Below are 17,804 nucleotides of genomic sequence, written 5' to 3' on the forward strand. Positions count from 1 at the left end.
CAGGTGGCGCGGGGCGGGCGAACGGGTCCGGGAGGGGCTGCGGGCGTACCGGCTGATCGCCGGGATGTGGATCCGCTCCACGATGATCTACCGCACGTCCTTCGCCCTCACGATGACCGGGAACCTGCTGGTGACCGGGCTGGACCTCGCCACGATCCTGCTGATGTTCACGCAGGTCCGCTCGCTCGGCGGCTGGTCGCTGCCCGAGGTCTGCTTCCTGTACGGCCTGTCCGCGACCGCGTTCGGGGTCGCCGACCTGGTGCTGGGCTCGATGGACGTGCTGGGCGCCCGGATCCGCGACGGTTCCTTCGACACCCTGCTGGTCCGGCCGGCCCCGGTGCTCGCCCAGATCGGCGCCGACCGTTTCGCGCTGCGCCGCCTCGGCCGGATCACCCAGGGCGCGGTGGTGCTGGGCTGGGCGCTGGTCTCCGTGGACGTCGCGTGGACACCGGCGAAGGTGCTGCTGGTCCCGCTGATACTGGCCGGCGGCGCGGCGATCTTCTGCGCGCTGTTCGTGGCGGGCGCGGCCTTCCAGTTCCTGGCGCAGGACGCGGCGGAGGTGCAGAACGCGTTCACGTACGGCGGTACGACGCTGCTCCAGTACCCGCCGACGGTGTTCGGGAAGGACTTCGTGCGCGGGGTGACGTTCATGCTGCCGCTGGCCTTCGTCAACTGGGTGCCGGCCGCGTACGTGCTGGGGCGGCCGTATCCGCTGGCGCTGCCGTCGTGGACGGTGTGGTCGACACCGCTGGTGGCGGCGGGGTGCTGCGCACTGGCGGGCGCGGCCTGGCGGGTGGGCCTCAGGTCGTATCGAAGCACGGGGAGCTGATCCGATGACCGGGACGCAGGGAGCGAAGCCGATGCCGGACGGGGCGGACGGGACCGACGAGGTGTTCATCGAGGTGGACGGGGTCGAGAAGGTCTTCGAGGTCCGGAAGAAGACCGGCTTCCTGAAACGGGAACGCCGGCAGGTACGGGCGGTCGACTCGCTCTCCTTCACGGTGGCGCGGGGCGAGATGGTCGGCTACATCGGCCCGAACGGCGCCGGGAAGTCGACCACGATCAAGATGCTGACGGGCATCCTCACCCCGAGCGGCGGCCGGCTCCGGGTGGCCGGCATCGACCCGTCCCGCGAACGCACCCGCCTGGCCCACCGCATCGGCGTGGTCTTCGGCCAGCGCACGACACTCTGGTGGGACCTCCCCCTCATCGACTCCTACCGCCTGATGCACCGCATGTACCGCATCCCGGACGCCCGTTACGCCGAGAACCTGGACCGCCTGGTCGAACTCCTCTCCCTGGCCTCCCTCCTGGACGTCCCGGTACGGCAGCTCTCCCTCGGCCAGCGGATGCGCGGCGACATCGTGGCCGCGCTCCTGCACGACCCGGACGTCCTCTATCTCGACGAGCCGACGATCGGCCTGGACGTCATCTCGAAGGCCAGGGTCCGCGACTTCCTCCGCGAACTGAACGCCGAACACGGCACCACGGTCCTGCTCACCACCCACGACCTCCAGGACATCGAGCAGTTGTGCTCCCGCGTGATGGTCATCGACCACGGGCGGCTGATGTACGACGGTCCGCTCGCGGGCCTGCACGAGGCAGGGGAGAGCGAACGGACCCTCGTGGTCGACCTGGAGCGGGAGCTCCCGCCGATCGACGCGGGCCCGTCGGCGCGGGTGGTGAAGGTGGAGGGGCCGAGGCAGTGGCTGGCGTTCCCGGCGTCCGAGTCGGCGGCGCCGCTGGTGGCGCGGATCGCGGCGGAGTACCCGTTGGCCGACCTCTCGGTCCGGGAGCCGGACATCGAGGCGGTGATCGCGAAGATGTACGCGGACCGGGCCACCGCATAGGCCTCGTAGCCCCGTGGTCCCAGGGGCCGCGAACTCGTACTCTGCACTCTATGACCGACGATGCCCCGGAGCTGCGTGCCTCCGACGCCGATCGTGAACGAGTCGCCGAGGTCCTCCGGGACGCCCTCGCGGAGGGGCGGCTCGACATGGAGGAGTTCGAGGAGCGGCTGGAGGCGACGTACCAGGCCCGTACGTACGGTGAGCTGACGCCCATCACCAGGGACCTGCCGGCGGCGACGCCATCACCGGCCGCCGTATCGCTCGGCAAGGCCCCTGCCGCGAGCGGGAGTTGGGGAAACCGGATCGTCGGCGGCGAGGGCACCTCGTCCTGGGCGGTGGCCGTGATGTCCGGGTTCCAGCGCAAGGGGCGCTGGACGGTGCCGAGGCGCTTCAACTCCTTCGCGTTCTGGGGCGGCGGCGAGATCGACCTGCGCGAGGCGAACTTCGCGGACGGCGAGGTCGTGATCAACTGCATCGCGATCATGGGCGGGATGAGCGTGATCGTGCCGCCGGGCGTCGAGGTCGTGATGCGCGGCATCGGCATCATGGGCGGCTTCGACGAGCGCGAGCACGACATGTCGCCTGACCCGGGCGCCCCCAGGGTCGTGGTGACGGGCTTCGCGTTCTGGGGCGGCGTCGAGGTGGCCCACAAGGTCACGAAGGCCGAGCGCCAGCGCCTCAAGGAGGAACGCCGCCAGGACCGTCTCGACCGCCAGTCCGCCCGCCACGAACTCCACGCCGCCCGCCACCACCAACGCCGCGAGAACCGCACCCACCGAAGGCACGACGACCACTGAGCGCGACGGCAGGACAGCCGACGCAAAGGGGCGCGGGAAACTGCGCGACGAGCCCCCACCGGCCCGCAGGCACCCACCGGCCGGTCCGGCGCCGCCGGGCACCGCCGTGGCGGCGGGGTGGGGGAACTGCAGGCATGGGGTACGGCGGGATGTGGGGTGCGGTGGGGCAGGTTCCTGGGTGTGCAGGGGTGGGAACTCTTGGGGCGGGGTGGGAGTCGGTCAGGTGTAGGGACAATGGGTGGGGGATCACCGTGAGGGTGGTGCCGGGTGCGAACGGGTGGAGCAGATGGAGGAACGTACGGAAGCGGTGGACCGGGCGGCGGCCGCCCCGTCCTACAAGTCCATGAACGCCTTCACGCCCGCCGACGAGGAGCGCCAGCGCGGCGTACGGCGCATGAAGACCACGGCCACCGGCCTGCTGCTGCTCGTCGCCCTCGTCTACGCCCTGGCCAAGTGGGCGTCCGGCGCCGGCGCCGGCACCTGGGCGGACTACGTCGCCGCGGCCGCCGAGGCCGGCATGGTCGGCGCGCTCGCCGACTGGTTCGCGGTGACCGCCCTCTTCCGGCACCCCCTCGGCCTGCCCATCCCGCACACCGCGATCATCCCGACCAAGAAGGACCAGCTCGGCGTCTCGCTCGGCGAGTTCGTGGGGGAGAACTTCCTCTCCCAGGACGTCGTACGGCAACGGCTGCGCGCCGTCGGCATCGGCAGCCGCCTCGGCGCCTGGCTCGCCGAGCCGAAGAACGCCGACCGGGTCACGGCCGAGCTCGCGACAGCGCTTCGCGGCGCGCTCACCGTGCTGCGGGACTCCGATGTCCAGGCGGTCGTCGGCGAGGCCATCACCCGCCGCGCCGACGCCCAGGAGATCGCCCCCGGCATCGGCAAGATGCTGGAGCGGGTCGTCGCCGACGGCGGCCACAAACGCGTCGTGGACCTCGTCGTCACCCGGGCCTACGACTGGCTGGTGCTGCACGGCGACTCCGTGATGGACGCCGTCCAGGGCGGCGCCCCCGGCTGGACCCCCCGGTTCGTCGACCGGCGCGTCGGCGAGCGCGTCTACAAGGAGCTGCTCCGCTTCTGCTCCGAGATGCGGGACATGCCCTCCCACCCGGCCCGCGGCGCCCTCGACCGCTTCCTCACGGACTTCGCGAACGACCTCCAGTCCGACACCGACACCCGCGCCCGCGTCGAGCGGCTCAAGGGCGAGGTCCTGGGCCGCGGCGAGGTGCAGGACCTGATCGCGTCCGCCTGGACGGCCGTACGATCCATGATCGTCACCGCGGCCGAGGACGAGCGCAGCGAACTGCGGCTGCGCGTCCGCGCCTCCCTGATCTCCCTGGGCGCCCGGATGGCGAACGAACCCAAGGTCCAGGACAAGGTCGACAGCTGGGTCGAGGGCGCGGCCGTGCACGTCGTGTCGACGTACCGCAAGGAGATCACCTCCCTGATCACCGACACCGTGGCCGGCTGGGACGCCGAGCACACCACCCGGAAGATCGAGGCGCACATCGGCCGCGACCTGCAGTTCATCCGGATCAATGGCACGGTGGTGGGGTCGCTGGCCGGCGTGCTGATCTTCACGGTGTCGCGAGCTATGGGGGCGTAGACCGCGCGGGCCGGGGCACCCGAACGGGCGGCTTCGGTTCTGGACCCCCGGGCAAGGAGGCGCGCGTTGGGAACGGCTACGGACATGGGTTCGGACGAAAACGGCGGCCGGACGGTCACCACCCGCATCCCGGCCCGCCTGGACCGGCTCCCCTGGTCCCGCTGGCACTGGACGATCGTCATCGGCCTCGGCACCGTGTGGATCCTGGACGGCCTGGAGGTCACGGTCGTCGGCAACATCGCGAGCCGCCTCTCCGAACCGGGCAGCGGCCTCGCGATCTCCTCCTCCCAGGTCACCGGCACCGCCGCGGCCCTCTACGTGGCCGGCGCCTGCACCGGCGCCCTCTTCTGGGGCCGCCTGACCGACCGTTACGGCCGCAAGAAGCTCTTCATGATCACCCTGGCGGTCTACCTGGCCGCCACCGCCCTGACCTCGATCTCCTTCGCCCCCTGGTGGTTCTTCACCTTCCGCTTCCTGACCGGCTTCGGCATCGGCGGCGAGTACGCGGCGATCAACTCGGCCATCGACGAGCTGATCCCGGCGTACTACCGGGGCCGCGTCGACCTGATCATCAACGGCAGCTTCTGGGTGGGCGCGGTGGGCGGCTCGCTGCTCTCGATCCTCGCGCTGAACACGGACTTCCTTGCGAAGGACGTCGGCTGGCGGCTGACCTTCGCGCTGGGCGTCGTCCTCGGCCTGGTCATCCTGCTGGTACGGCGCAACGTCCCGGAGAGCCCGCGCTGGCTGCTGATCCACGGCAGGGAACGGGAGGCCGAGGAGATCGTCTCCTCGATCGAGCGAAAGGTCGAGGAGGAGACCGGGAAGCCGCTCCCGGCACCGGAGAGCGAGCTGGTGATCCACCAGCGCGGGAGCGTCACCTTCGCCGAGATCGCCCGCACCGTCTTCCACGACTACCGGCGCCGCGCCCTCCTCGGCTTCTCCCTCTTCATCGGCCAGGCGTTCCTCTACAACGCGATCACCTTCGGCTTCGGCGCGATCCTCACCAAGTTCTTCGACGTGCCGACGGGGGACACCGGCTACTACTTCGTGGTCATCGCGGTCGGCAACTTCCTCGGTCCCCTGCTCCTGGGCAAGCTCTTCGACACAGTGGGCAGGAGGGCGATGATCTCGTCGACGTACCTCCTGTCCGGCCTGCTGCTCTTCCTCACGGCCTGGCTGTTCGACCAGGGCGTGCTGACGGCGGGAACGCTGACGGCGTGCTGGTGCGCGGTCCTCTTCTTCGCCTCGGCGGGAGCGTCCAGCGCCTACCTGACCGTCTCCGAGATCTTCCCGATGGAGACGCGGGCGATGTCCATCGCGTTCTTCTACGCCCTCGGCACGGCCGCGGGCGGCATCAGCGGCCCCCTGCTCTTCGCCGACCTCACGGGAACGGGGAAGGTGGCCGACACGGTGCTGGCGTTCCAGATCGGGGCGGGCCTGATGTGCGCGGCGGGGCTGGTGGCGGCGGTGTGCGCGGTGAACGCGGAACGCCGGTCCCTGGAGGACATCGCACGTCCGCTGACGGCCGCGGCGGCGGAGAAGGGCGGACCGGCGAAGGCCCCCGCATAGGAGGCCCCACAGCGGCTCACCGGCTCAGCGACACGGCCGTCAGCGCGGTCGCCACGAAGGCGGCGCCCCCGCACACGGCCACCGCCCATCCCACGCAGCGCGCCCGCAACCCCCGGTAGCGCCGCTCGTACTCGTCCCGCAGGGACACACACCGGGCGGCGATCCGTTCGAGGTCCTGCCGGGCACGCCGGAGGCTGTCGTCGACGTAGTGGCGTTCGACCTCGTCGCGCTGGCCCGTGGTCAGCCAGTCCATGCGCCCCGTGAACTCCCGCGCCCGCTGCTCGGCCTCCGTGATCCTGGCCCGCCACAGCAGGTAGCCCTCCACCTCGTTGCCGAGGTCTCCGCCGGCTTCCGGCGGGTGGCCGCCGCCCGCTCGACGTCCCGCGTCGGTCATGTGTGGAGCCTGTGGGCCTCGCCCTCGCTCAGGGCGAGGCCGGGGTGGTGCAGGTCGAACGCCGGGGATTCGCTGCGGATCCGCGGCAGGGTGACGAAGTTGTGCCGCGGCGGCGGGCAGGAGGTCGCCCACTCCAGCGAACGGCCGTAACCCCACGGGTCGTCGACGCCGACCGGCTTGCCGTACCTGGCGGTCTTCCACACGTTGTAGAGGAACGGCAGCATCGACAGGCCGAGCAGGAACGAGGCGATCGACGAGACCGTGTTCAGGGTGGTGAAGCCGTCGGCCGCCAGGTAGTCGGCGTACCGGCGCGGCATGCCCTCGGCACCGAGCCAGTGCTGGACCAGGAAGGTGCCGTGGAAGCCGACGAACAGCGTCCAGAAGGTGATCTTGCCGAGCCGCTCGTCGAGCATCTTGCCGGTCATCTTCGGCCACCAGAAGTGGAATCCGGCGAACATCGCGAAGACGACCGTGCCGAAGACCACGTAGTGGAAGTGGGCCACCACGAAGTACGAGTCGGAGACGTGGAAGTCCATCGGCGGCGAGGCCAGGATGACACCGGTCAGACCACCGAAGAGGAACGTCACGAGGAAGCCGGTCGCCCACAGCATCGGGGTCTCGAACGACACCGAGCCCTTCCACATGGTGCCGATCCAGTTGAAGAACTTCACACCGGTCGGCACGGCGATCAGGAAGGTCATGAAGGAGAAGAACGGCAGCAGCACACCTCCGGTGACGTACATGTGGTGGGCCCACACCGTCACGGACAGACCGGCGATCGAGATGGTCGCCGCCACCAGACCCATGTAGCCGAAGACCGGCTTGCGGGAGAAGACCGGGATGACCTCGGTCACGATGCCGAAGAACGGCAGCGCGATGATGTACACCTCCGGGTGGCCGAAGAACCAGAACAGGTGCTGCCAGAGCAGCGCCCCGCCGTTCGCCGCGTCGAACACGTGCGCGCCGAACTTCCGGTCCACCTCAAGGGCGAACAGCGCCGCGGCGAGCACGGGGAAGGCGAAGAGGACCAGCACGGCGGTCAGCAGCACGTTCCACACGAAGATCGGCATCCGGAACATCGTCATGCCGGGGGCCCGCATGCAGACGATCGTGGTGATGAAGTTGACCGCGCCGAGGATGGTGCCGAAACCGGAGAAGGCCAGACCCATGATCCACATGTCGGCGCCGAGGCCGGGCGAGCGGATCGCGTCCGACAGCGGGGAGTAGGCGAACCAGCCGAAGTCGGCCGCGCCCTGCGGGGTGAGGAAGCCGCCGACCGCGATGGTCGAGCCGAACAGGTAGAGCCAGTAGGCGAACATGTTCAGCCGCGGGAACGCGACGTCGGGCGCACCGATCTGCAGCGGCATGATCCAGTTCGTGAACCCGGCGAACAGCGGCGTCGCGAACATCAGCAGCATCACCGTGCCGTGCATCGTGAACGCCTGGTTGTACTGCTCCTTCGAGATGATCTGCAGACCGGGGCGAGCGAGCTCGGCGCGCATCAGCAGCGCCATCACGCCACCGATCAGGAAGAACGCGAACGACGTGGCCAGGTACAGCGTGCCGATCGTCTTGTGGTCGGTGGTGGTCAGCCACTTCACCACGACGTTGCCGGGCTGCCGGCCCCGCAGCGGCACCTCGCTGTCGTAGTGGGGGACGGCCGAGGGCTCGGGCTCGTTGAGAACGGTCACCGGTGTGTGTCTCCAGACGCTCCATGGCGTGATCCTCCAGCCATCCTGGCGTCTGCCGCCTGGGACAGAAGACCCCAAGCACCCCGCATACGGCCGAACGGGCGCCCAGGCCCCACGGGTGGAGCAAACGGACCACCCCCCGAAGGGTGGCCCCGCGGGCTGTACCGGGGTCGGCCCTGTCCGCTCCGGCTGGGCAGCGCCCCGTCAGGGGCGCGGGGAACTGCGCGACCAGCCACGACGGCGCCGCGGCCGAACGGTGTCCCCGGGGCCGTACCGGGGCCGATACGACGTCCCTGCGCGGCGCTCAGGCGCCCGTCGTCGACCCCGGCCGCACGATCATCAGCACCGTCACGGCGGCCCACAGCAGGTTGAACACCCCCGTGAACATGGCCAGTTGTACGGTCATCTGCCGAGTGCCGGTACCCGCGCCGGCCTCCACCAGCGCGCTCTGCCGGGGCAGTACCAGTGCTGCGAGGACGACCGCCGCGAGCGCGGTGAGCACGATCGACGCGATCAGCCAGGCGCTGCCCAGCACGTGCATGTTGCTCGCCGTGGCGAACCCGAACGCGGGGACGGCGACCCCGACGACGGCGTACACCCGGCATATCCGGTGCAGCAGCTGGACGGTCTCGGCGGCCCGGACGTCGTCGGGCGCCTCGATGGCGCGACGGGCGGCCGGCGGGAACATGCTGGCGGCGACGGTGACGGGACCGATCGCGACGATCGCCGCGAGGACATGGACGGCGAGGAGGAACTTGGTCACGGCGACGACCGTAGGCGGCCGGATGATCGAGCAGAACCGGCGATACTGCCACCCTTCGACGGATTCTCGCCAGGAGACTCCGCGCACAGCCGCCCGAACCGCCCCGCTCTTGGCGACAACCCGTCGAACGGCTACGTTCCTGCCATGCACACCGTCGCCGTCCTCGTCCTGGACCAGGTCATCCCGTCCGACTTCACCGTGCCGATCGACACCTTCGGCTGGGCCCGGCTGCCCGACGGCCGGGACGCCTACCGGGTGCGGGTGTGCGGGCCCGCGGACGAGGTGACCGCGGCGGGCGGCGCGTTCACGGTGAAGGCGCCGTACGGGCTGGACGCGCTGGCCGAGGCGGACACGATCATCGTGCCGGGCGTCGCGGACCCCGCGCCCGCGCTGCCGCCCGAGGTCGCCGAGGCCCTGCACGCCGCGGCGGCGAACGGCACGCGGATCGCGTCGGTCTGCGTCGGGGCGTTCGTCCTCGCGGCCACCGGCCTGCTCGACGGCCTGCGCGCCACCACGCACTGGGCGGCGGCCGACGCCCTGGCCGCGCTGCACCCGGGCGTCGACGTCGACCCGAACGTCCTGTACGTCGACAACGGCCAGTTCCTGACCTCGGCGGGCGCGGCCGCGGCGATGGACATGTGCCTGCACATGGTCCGCAAGGACTACGGCTCGGCGGTCGCCGCGCACACCGCCCGGATGTCGGTCATGCCGCTGGAACGGGAGGGCGGTCAGGCCCAGTTCATCGTCCACGACCAGCCACCGGCCCCGGCCGGCGCGACCCTGGAGCCGCTGTTGGCCTGGCTGGAGGACAACTGCGACCGCGACCTGACCCTGGACGAGGTCGCGGCACAGGCCGGCATGAGCACCCGCACCCTCAACCGCCGCTTCCGCGAGCAGACCGGCACGACCCCGCTGCAGTGGCTGCACCGGGCGCGGGTGCGCAGGGCCCAGCACCTGCTCGAGACCACCGCCCACCCCGTGGAACGCATCGCGAGCCAGTCGGGCTTCGGCTCCCCGACGGCGTTCCGCGAACGCTTCAGGAGAGTGGTCGGCACCAGCCCGCAGGCCTACCGCCGTGCGTTCCGCGCTTCGGACGTCTAACGCCGGGCTCAGGCCCGCCGGTCCGCCACGGCCCAGGACGCCAGCGCCACCGCACCCGCCACCCCGAGCACCGACGGCCAGGCGCCGACCTTCTTGGCCAGCGGATGCGACCCGGCGAACGCGGCGACGTACGCGGCGGACAGTGCCCCGGCCGCCTTCCCGCCCGCCTGTTGCCGCCACTGCTGCGCGGCCGCGGCCCCGGCGACGGCCAGCACGGCGCCGCCCAGCGGCCGCTTCCTGGTCCAGCGTGCGACGCCGTACCCTCCGACGAGCCCGCCCGCGGCGATCACCGAACTGGGAACCCTGGCCATGCTGTCTCCTGTCTCTGCCTGGATCTTCCGAGGCTAACGCGGAGACGGGTGCGCCGAGCGGACCTGAGTCGCCCGGCATCAACTCTCCTCGGCTCGGTAGGTGACCTCCCGGTCGACGGAGTCGACGCCGTCCAGGGCCGCCAGCGCCGGGATGAGGTCCTCGCCGGGGACGGTGCCCGTCAGGGCGCCCAGCAGCGGCTGCTCCCCGGTGACGGTGAGTCCGGCGTGTCGCAGCCTCGCCACCACCTCGGCGAACCGGTCGGGATCGACGGAGACGACGACCCCGACCGGCTTCGCGGAACCCTGTGCCTCGGTCACGGGACCTGCAGCAGGCCGCTGCCGATGTCACCGGGACGCTGCGACAACGGGTAGGCGGCCGACAGCAGCAGGTCTTTCAGCTCGGCCGCCGTGGCGTTCGGGTGCGCCTGGCCGAAGAGGGCCAGGGCGCCGGCGACGTGGGGCGTGGCCATGCTGGTGCCGGACATCGTCTGGCGCCCGCCGCCCGGCGCGGCCGAGATGATGTCCACGCCCGGTGCGGCGATGTCGACCTCACCGCCCTGGCCGTTGATCGCGCCACACGAGAACCAGGCGGCGGCCAGCGCCTTGTCGACCGCGCCCACCGCGAGGATGGACGGGCAGTTGGCGGGCCGGTCCACCGGCTCGATGTCACCGGGCCGGTGGCTCTCGTTGCCGGCCGCGGCGACGATCACCGAGCCGAGCCGCAGGGCCCGTTGCGCGATGTTCTCGTACGTCTGCGGGAACGGCTCCCCGGGCTGCACCGCGGCCCCGAGGGACATCGAGATCGCCCGTGCGCCGTGCGCGATCGCCCAGGCCATGCCGGCCAGGATCTGGCCGTCGCTGCCGGAGCCCTGGTTGTTCAGCACCTTGCCGGCGAGGACCCGTGCCCCGCCCGCGATGCCGTAGCGGGGCCCCTGGTGCGGCTGGGCGGGACCGGCCACCGTGCCGATGCAGTGGGTGCCGTGACCGTGGCCGTCCGCCACGCTCTGACCGGGCACGAAGGAGGCGGTCTCCTCCAGGCAGCCGGCCAGGTCGGGATGGTTGGTGTCCACTCCGGTGTCGAGTACGGCGATCTTCACGCCCTGCCCGGTCTGTCCGGACAGGTGCGCGCGCACGGCCTGGAGTCCCCAGGTCACGTCGGACTCGTCCCAGGCCGGGCCGAGCTGGGCGGCGATCTCGGCCCGCGTGAACCGCCGTATCTCCGCCTCGTCGCTGCGGTACGCCGGGAAGAACCCGGTCAGTGTCTGCTGGGCCGCGGTGATCGCGGTCGCGTACACCACGCGCTCCGGCTCCGCGGCGATGACCAGCGGCTCCGCCTCCGCCGCGGTCACCAGCGCATGCCGCTGGTCGGGCTGCGCGTCGACGACGGCGACCGCGAGTTCGTCGAAGAGCACCGAGGTCTCGGGACGGGAGAGCAGTTCGACCGCGCTCGCCGACTCCGCCCCGGCGACCCGTTCGACGGACGCGATGCCGGCGGAGGAGCGCAGGGCGTTCATCCCGCGCTCGGGATCGGACTGGTCGAGCAGGACGACGTACCGCCCGGTGTATTCCGCGTTTCGCTGAGTGGGGTTCCCGGCCCGGCCCGGCGGCTCGCTGCCGGGAAAGCCTCCCAAGGACCCGTTAGCCATGGCCTTCTGCCTTTCCGCGCTGTGCTGTCTCCTGCTCTCCGGCGGGTGCCCGGTGTCCGTGCACCCGCCGTTCGTCAGGATGCGGACACGCGTCACCGATGCGCGGTCAGGTTCGACGTGCGGGGTGGATCTGCCGTGTACCGATGACCCGATGTGCGTGGGGGCGGATCCGCCGTGTACCGGACAGTCGCCTCGCCCCCGTACGACGGCCGGTACCACACGCGCCCCTCCTTCTCCACGCTCTCGCCACCTGCGAGGACGCGCAACTCCTGGAGCCCGTGACTTGGTTGAACTCGCGATGAGGGAAAAGGAGAAGGCCGAAGCAGGGGGCCAGGTCGCCTCCGTCAACCACGGCGGCGACGACCGCTCAGGTCAGGACGCGACACCCACGATCTACGACCGCCACTTGGGGCTGAGCGCGACGGCGCGCAGCTGCTTCATGGTCAGGGCCGGGGCGGTGCGGGTCGCGGTGCTCTGCTGCGAGCCCGAGTTGAACGCGCTGATCACCACGCGGAAGCCGTCGGTGCGCATGGTGTCGACGGTCCACATGACGACACCGGCGCCGCCCTTCTCACCGGGCTGCTTCCGCTCGGCGACCCTGGTCCCGTCGGGAAGGGTCTCGGACCCGGACCCGAACAGCTGTTTCGCGACGTCGGACATGTCCGGCTGCACGTTGACCTGGACGAGACTCCGCCCCTTGCCGTCGTCGACCACGACGTAGCTGAACTCGCTGTCGTCATCGCTCCCGTGCGCGACCACCTTCAGCCCCTTGGGGGCGAGCGAGGTGAGGGTCCTCAGAATCGGCCTGCCGTCCCCCTGCACCACGGGCGGTTCCTGGGTCTGCCGGGGGTCCTCCGGAATGGCGTCGACGACCCCCCGCCACTCCCTCGCGGCAGCCAGCGCCGTCAACTGGTCGACGGACAACGGCGGTTCGGCCCGGCTGATCGGCGCGTCCTTCTCGGCGGCGGCGTTCCACTCGCTGACGGACACGTGATGGCCGTCCGGGGTGACGAGGTTCGCCGTCCAGAGCTTGGTGTCCACCCGCCGGTCGGGATACTCGTACCCCTTGACGACGGTGACGACGGACGCGTCGGGCAGATGGCGGGTGACGCAACCGTCGTACGGCGTGTAGATCTTGTCCGGGCACTGCACGGCCTGCCGGGCGTCGGACCCGCCCGGCAGCACCCGGTTCACGGCGACGCTGATGGCGCCGGGGCCGTGCCCGTCGTCGAACACGACCTGCGCGTACGGCGCCGCGAGCGGCTCGCTCACGTCGACACCCCGCCCCTCCGCCTTGGCGAACTTCCCCTCGGGCAGCAGCTTCTCCAGCATGCTGATCATGTCGTCCGAGGTGACGGCGCGGGCGGTGGGGGAGGCGGCGGGGCGCGGGGTGGTGCTCACGGCGGCGGGAGGCTGTCCGGACGGCGACCCGATCCGGGGCACCAGCAGCGCCCCGCCGACCCCGGCGAGCGCGACGCCGGCCGCGCCGCCCAACACGGTCGTCCGCCGCCACAGCCGTAGCCGCCGCCCCCGCACCGTACCGCCGGCCGCCAGCGCGCCCCGGTCGGCCTCGAAGGTGTCACCGGCGTCGTGCAGGGCGGCGGAGAGCCGCACCTCGAAGGCGCGCTCACCGCTGCTGTCACTGTCGTTGTACTGCCGCTCCACGGGCATGACGAACCACCGTCTCCACAAAGGTTGATGTCAGGGGCGGGCGTACTCGGCGAGGTCCTCGCCCAGCAGCTCGCGCAACCGCCCGAGGGCGCGCACGCACCGCGTACGGACCGCGGCCGAGCTCATGTTGAGCGCGTCCGCGGCCTCGTGCACCGACCGGTCCTCCCAGTACCGCAGCACGACCACGGCCCGGTCCTTGGCCGGCAGCCGCGCCAGCGCGTCGAGCAGGGTCAGCCGCAGCGAGGGATCGGCACCGTCGGGATCGGCACGGGTGTCGGCCAGTTCGGGGAACGAGTCCCTGGCCCGCTCCCTGCTGCTGAACCGCCGCCGGTGGGCGAGGAAGGTCCGGGTGAGGACGGTCTGCGCGTACCCGGCGGGGTTCTCGGCGCGGGAGACCCGGCCCCAGCGGACGTAGATCCGCCCAAGGGCCTCCTGCACCAGGTCCTCGGCGAGGTGGGTGTCCCCGGCGGTGAGCAGACAGGCGGACCGGTACAGATGCCCGGCCCGCGCCGCGGCGAACTCGGCGTAGTCCTCGCCGGCCCTCTGACTCATCCGCAAGCTCCCCCGTCCCCGGCTCCGGCGCTCTGCCGTTCCACCTCATTGATGCGGTGGGCCGGGGTAAATGTTTCAAAGGATTCTCAGGGAGGCTCACCGGAGCGAGTCGAGCCAGCCGGCGAGCCGGGCGCCCTCGCGGGTCATGACGTCCGGGTCGCGCAGGGCGTTGGCCAGCAGTGACATGCCCTGGTAGCCGGAGACGAGGGTGACGGCCAGGTCGTCCGGGTCGTACGGTTCGTCCGCGCCGTCCGCGCCGTCCGCCCCGTCCGCACCGGACAGCCGCATCTCGCGGAACTGGCGCGCCGCCCAGTCGAGCAGCCGCCGGATCACCGCGCCGGCCTCGGCGTCGAGGGACCCGTCGGTGCGCTTGCCGAGCTCGGCGGCCAGGGTGCCGGTGGGGCAGCCGTACCGGGCGGCGACCTCACGCTGCTCGACCCAGGCCTCGACCAGCGCCTTGAGCCGGTCGCGCGGGTCGGGCAACCGGTCGAGGCGGGCCGTGAGTTCGTCGAGGTGAGCGGTGTGTTCGCCGAGCGCGGCCCGGACCAGTTCGTCCTTGGTCTTGAAGTAGTAGTAGACGTTCCCGACCGGGACGTCGGCCTCCCGCGCGATGTCCGCGAGGGTGGTGCGCTCGACGCCCTGCTCGTGCAGGACCCGGGCGGCCGCCGCCATCAGCCGCTGCCGCTTCTGCGACGCCCGTACGCGCCGGTCCACTGAGTTGGTCACCCAACTAACTATAGACAGCGGGGGAGTCGGCCGTGCTAGCGTCTGAGCCAGCCGACTAAGTCAGTCAGCTAACTAACTCGCAGGGGGAACCGATGATCACAGTGACGGGCGCGACCGGCAACATCGGCCGGACGCTGGTGGACCTGCTGACCGAGGCGGGCGAGGAGGTGGTGGCGGTGTCCCGGCGTCCCCGTCACCCCCGGCAGGCCTCGGCCGCCGTCGCTCCCGGCGTGTCCGCCGTCCGGTGGGCCGAGGGCCATGTCGGGGACACCGCGAGCATGCGGGCGCCGCTGACCGGGGCGTCGGCCCTGTTCATCGTCCTGGGCGGCGAACTCAACGCCTTCGGCGAGGACCCGAAGCTGCTGCTCCGGGCGGCCGCGGACGCCGGCGTCGAACGCGTCGTCCTGGTCTCCTCCCAGGTCAGCGCGACCCGCCCGGAGGCCCCCTCGCATGCCCGCCTGCGCGAGTTCGAGGCGGCGGTGCGCGCGTCGGGCCTCGACTCCACGATCCTGCGCCCCGGCGGCTTCGCCTCCAACGCCCTCGCCTGGGCCGACACGATCCGCGCCAAGCGCACGGTCTTCGCCCCCTTCGCCGACGTGGCCCTCCCGGTCGTCGACCCGGCGGACATCGCGGCGGTGGCGGCGGCGGCGCTCCGCGCGGGCGGCATCGGCGGCGCGGGCGGTGCGGGCGGCATCGGCGGCGCGGGCGGTGCGGGCGGTCAGGGGGGCCGCGTCTACGAGCTGACCGGCCCGGAGCCGGTCAGCCCGCGTCAGCAGGCGGCGGTCATCTCCGCGGCGCTGGGCGAGGAGGTGACGTTCGTGGAGCTCTCTCGCGAGGAGGCCCGCGCGGCCATGGCCCGCTTCATGCCGGAGGAGGCGGTCGAGGGGACGCTGGACGTCCTCGGCGCACCGCTTCCGGCGGAGTCGAGGGTCAGCACGGACGTGGCGACGGTGCTGGGCCGCCCGGCGGGCGGGTTCGCGGGGTGGGTCGGGCGCAACCTGCCGGCGTTCCGGTAGGCGGGCGGAAGGTGCCCTGGCCGCACGAGATTCCGTGTGCGGCCAGGGCACTTCCCCCCGCCGCGCCCGCTCCCCCCGCCGCGCCCGCTCCCCCCGCCGCGCCCGCTCCCCCCGCCGCCGAACTCACCCGCTCACAACGCGGCCCGCACCGCCTCGACGAGCGCCGACGCCCGCGTGTCCTCCGCGCCCTCGACGATGCTGTTCATGACGTACCCGAAGGCGATGCCGTGCTCGGGGTCGGCGAAGCCCAGCGAGCCGCCGCGTCCGGGATGCCCGAAGGCGCGGGGGCCGGTGAGCGGGTTGGTCTCGACGGGCAGCATGTACCCGGAGGCGAACCGGACCGGGAACATGATGACCTTGTCCACCCCGCCGGCCTGCTCCGCGGTCGCCGACGCGAGCGTCTCGGGACTGAACAGCCGTATCCCGTCCACCTCCCCGATCAGCGCCGCGTACATCCGCGCGAGGCTCCGCGCGGTGCCGATCCCGTTGGAGGCGGGCAGCTCCGCGGCCTGCACCTCGGCCGAGTTGAAGTCGATCTCGGCGGGGTCGGTGACGGTGAACGCCCGGTTGCTCAGCGACTCGGGATCCTGCAGCGCGGCGACGAACTCCCGCGCCTCCGGCGGCACGAGGTCCAGCGGTACGGTGCTGAGATCGACCTCCGGCTTCGGGTACACCATCCGGCTGACCCGCCCGCGCTCGGCCGCCGGCAGCCCGATGAAGAAGTCGAGGCCCAGGGGCCCGGCGACCTCCTCCGCGAAGAACCGCCCCGGAGTGCGCCCGGAGACCCGCCGTACGACCTCCCCGACCAGCCACCCGAAGGTCCGCCCGTGGTAGCCGTGCGCGGTCCCCGGCTCCCACTCCGGCCGCTGCGCGGCGAGCGCGTCGGCCATCGGCTGCCAGCGCAACGCGTCCGCCAAAGGCACGGGCGGCTGCACCGTGACCACCCCGGCCCGGTGCGACAGCAACCACCGCACCGGGATCCCCGCCTTCCCCGCCGCCCCGAACTCCGGCCAGTAGTCGGCCACCGGAGCGTCGAGGTCCAACTCCCCGCGCTGAGCGAGCAGATGGGCCACGGTCGCGGTGACCCCCTTGGTCGCGGAGTACACCAGCTGCACGGTGTCCCGCTCCCACTCCCGCCCGGTCTCCGGATCCGCCACCCCGCCCCACAGATCCACCACCGGCCGCCCGTCCCGGTACACGCACACGGCGGCCCCCACATCCCCCCGCTCCTCAAAGTTGGTGCGGAACGCCTCCCGCACACCTTCGAACCCGTCGGCCACTTCCCCGTGGATGGTCGTCATCCCCTCATCCTGCACCGGGTTCGGTTCGTGCGGTCCCGAAACGAGCGTCGTCAATTACAAGTTGACGGCGAGGCGTCGTCAATGTAAAGTTGACGCATGAGCCCACTCGACATCAGTCTTGCCGACCTGATCGCCCGACTCGACGAGGAACTCCCCGAAGCCGGCGAACTGGCCCGCGTCAGCGAGGCGCGACTGCGCGCCCAGACCCTGTCCGACCTCGGTGACCAGCTCATCGACCACTACGTCAGCAAGGCCAAGCAGAGCGGCGCGTCCTGGACCGAGATCGGCGACGCCATCGGGGTCTCCAAACAGGCCGCCCAGCAACGCCACACACCCGCCGCGTTCGAGCGGTTCACCAACCTGAACCGGCACGGCATCGTGCTGGCCCAGGAGGCCGCACGTACGCACAGGCACGACTCCATCGGCACCGAACACCTCCTGCTCGGCCTGCTCGGCGAACCGCGCGGCCTGGCGTACGAGGTGCTGGTCGCGAAGACCGGGTCGGAACAACGCGTCCGCGACGCGATCCAGGAGGCGCTGCCGCCGGCCGGCGAGAAGACGCTGCGCGGCCACATCCCGTTCCGGGAGGAGAGCAAGGAGGCCATCGGCCAGGCCCGCCGCGCATCCGCCGACCTCGGCCACGACTGGATCGGCACGGAACACACCCTCCTCGGCCTGATCCGCGTCCCGGACAGCACGGCCGCCCGGATCCTCCGCAACCTCGGCTTCACGCCGGAGGAACTGCACGAGACCGTCAGGACCGAGATCACCAGGCGGCTCGCCGCGCACGGCGACCGCTGAACGAACGGT

18 protein-coding genes are annotated in these 17,804 nt (G+C 71.8%); 8 read left to right on the forward strand and 10 right to left on the reverse strand.

The window, feature by feature from the left end; all coding sequences use genetic code 11:
• Positions 1-64 precede the first annotated feature (64 nt).
• From ACFY0K_RS11140 to ACFY0K_RS11160, 5 genes are all read left to right on the forward strand, one after another.
• On the forward strand, positions 65-829 hold the full coding sequence (locus ACFY0K_RS11140) for an ABC transporter permease (RefSeq protein ID WP_351958298.1): 765 nt from the start codon (positions 65-67) through the stop codon (positions 827-829).
• Positions 830-833: 4 nt separating this feature from the next.
• Positions 834-1,850: an ATP-binding cassette domain-containing protein gene (locus ACFY0K_RS11145; protein WP_390639585.1), complete on the forward strand. Its 1,017-nt coding sequence runs from the start codon at positions 834-836 to the stop codon at positions 1,848-1,850.
• Between the two features lie 50 nt (positions 1,851-1,900).
• Positions 1,901-2,647, forward strand: coding sequence for a DUF1707 domain-containing protein (locus ACFY0K_RS11150; RefSeq protein ID WP_390639586.1), 747 nt, complete (start codon positions 1,901-1,903; stop codon positions 2,645-2,647).
• 286 nt (positions 2,648-2,933) lie between these two features.
• Positions 2,934-4,253: a DUF445 domain-containing protein gene (locus ACFY0K_RS11155; RefSeq protein WP_390639587.1), complete on the forward strand. Its 1,320-nt coding sequence runs from the start codon at positions 2,934-2,936 to the stop codon at positions 4,251-4,253.
• 84 nt (positions 4,254-4,337) lie between these two features.
• The gene (locus tag ACFY0K_RS11160) at positions 4,338-5,822 is read left to right on the forward strand and encodes an MFS transporter (RefSeq protein ID WP_390639588.1); all 1,485 of its coding nucleotides are present in this window, start codon (positions 4,338-4,340) and stop codon (positions 5,820-5,822) included.
• A gap of 16 nt (positions 5,823-5,838) precedes the next feature.
• Here the strand turns inward: ACFY0K_RS11160 and ACFY0K_RS11165 are convergent, their stop codons facing one another.
• The 3 genes from ACFY0K_RS11165 to ACFY0K_RS11175 form a co-directional block, all read right to left on the reverse strand.
• Positions 5,839-6,216 carry a cytochrome C oxidase subunit I gene (locus ACFY0K_RS11165; RefSeq protein ID WP_390639589.1) on the reverse strand — a complete coding sequence of 126 codons (378 nt, stop codon included), beginning with the start codon at positions 6,214-6,216 and terminating at the stop codon, positions 5,839-5,841.
• Positions 6,213-7,907 carry a cytochrome c oxidase subunit I gene (gene ctaD, locus ACFY0K_RS11170; RefSeq protein WP_390639590.1) on the reverse strand — a complete coding sequence of 565 codons (1,695 nt, stop codon included), beginning with the start codon at positions 7,905-7,907 and terminating at the stop codon, positions 6,213-6,215. Before ctaD ends, ACFY0K_RS11165 begins: the two co-directional genes overlap by 4 nt.
• A 304-nt stretch (positions 7,908-8,211) precedes the next feature.
• Positions 8,212-8,670, reverse strand: coding sequence for a hypothetical protein (locus tag ACFY0K_RS11175; RefSeq protein WP_390639591.1), 459 nt, complete (start codon positions 8,668-8,670; stop codon positions 8,212-8,214).
• Positions 8,671-8,814: 144 nt separating this feature from the next.
• Between ACFY0K_RS11175 and ACFY0K_RS11180 the strand changes: the two genes are divergently transcribed.
• Positions 8,815-9,771: a GlxA family transcriptional regulator gene (locus tag ACFY0K_RS11180; RefSeq protein ID WP_390639593.1), complete on the forward strand. Its 957-nt coding sequence runs from the start codon at positions 8,815-8,817 to the stop codon at positions 9,769-9,771.
• An 8-nt stretch (positions 9,772-9,779) separates the two neighbouring features.
• On the opposite strand, the gene ACFY0K_RS11185 is transcribed toward ACFY0K_RS11180, so the two are convergent.
• The 6 genes from ACFY0K_RS11185 to ACFY0K_RS11210 form a co-directional block, all read right to left on the reverse strand.
• Positions 9,780-10,082 (reverse strand): hypothetical protein, encoded by a 303-nt coding sequence (locus ACFY0K_RS11185; protein ID WP_388602973.1) that lies wholly within the window; start codon positions 10,080-10,082, stop codon positions 9,780-9,782.
• Between the two features lie 78 nt (positions 10,083-10,160).
• On the reverse strand, positions 10,161-10,400 hold the full coding sequence (locus ACFY0K_RS11190; RefSeq protein WP_388718301.1) for a hypothetical protein: 240 nt from the start codon (positions 10,398-10,400) through the stop codon (positions 10,161-10,163).
• A complete protein-coding gene (locus ACFY0K_RS11195; RefSeq protein ID WP_390639595.1) occupies positions 10,397-11,728 on the reverse strand; it encodes a S8 family serine peptidase in 1,332 nt (443 codons plus the stop codon). The genes ACFY0K_RS11190 and ACFY0K_RS11195 overlap by 4 nt, the downstream gene beginning before the upstream one ends.
• A gap of 393 nt (positions 11,729-12,121) precedes the next feature.
• Positions 12,122-13,399, reverse strand: coding sequence for a hypothetical protein (locus ACFY0K_RS11200; protein ID WP_390639596.1), 1,278 nt, complete (start codon positions 13,397-13,399; stop codon positions 12,122-12,124).
• 30 nt (positions 13,400-13,429) lie between these two features.
• Positions 13,430-13,951 (reverse strand): SigE family RNA polymerase sigma factor, encoded by a 522-nt coding sequence (locus ACFY0K_RS11205; protein WP_390639597.1) that lies wholly within the window; start codon positions 13,949-13,951, stop codon positions 13,430-13,432.
• A 96-nt stretch (positions 13,952-14,047) separates the two neighbouring features.
• Positions 14,048-14,623 (reverse strand): TetR/AcrR family transcriptional regulator, encoded by a 576-nt coding sequence (locus tag ACFY0K_RS11210; RefSeq protein ID WP_390639992.1) that lies wholly within the window; start codon positions 14,621-14,623, stop codon positions 14,048-14,050.
• Positions 14,624-14,769: 146 nt separating this feature from the next.
• On the opposite strand from ACFY0K_RS11210, the gene ACFY0K_RS11215 reads away from it, so the two are divergent.
• Entirely contained in the window at positions 14,770-15,693 is a 924-nt protein-coding gene (locus tag ACFY0K_RS11215; RefSeq protein WP_390639598.1) for an SDR family oxidoreductase, read from the forward strand.
• A 131-nt stretch (positions 15,694-15,824) separates the two neighbouring features.
• Here the strand turns inward: ACFY0K_RS11215 and ACFY0K_RS11220 are convergent, their stop codons facing one another.
• On the reverse strand, positions 15,825-16,994 hold the full coding sequence (locus ACFY0K_RS11220; protein ID WP_390639599.1) for a serine hydrolase domain-containing protein: 1,170 nt from the start codon (positions 16,992-16,994) through the stop codon (positions 15,825-15,827).
• Between the two features lie 96 nt (positions 16,995-17,090).
• Here ACFY0K_RS11220 and ACFY0K_RS11225 point away from each other — a divergent pair, with 96 nt between their 5' ends.
• Entirely contained in the window at positions 17,091-17,795 is a 705-nt protein-coding gene (locus ACFY0K_RS11225; protein ID WP_390639600.1) for a Clp protease N-terminal domain-containing protein, read from the forward strand.
• Positions 17,796-17,804 lie beyond the last annotated feature (9 nt).

Origin of the sequence: Streptomyces sp. NPDC001507 (assembly GCF_042894765.1) — a bacterium.
Classification (GTDB): Bacteria; Actinomycetota; Actinomycetes; order Streptomycetales; family Streptomycetaceae; genus Streptomyces.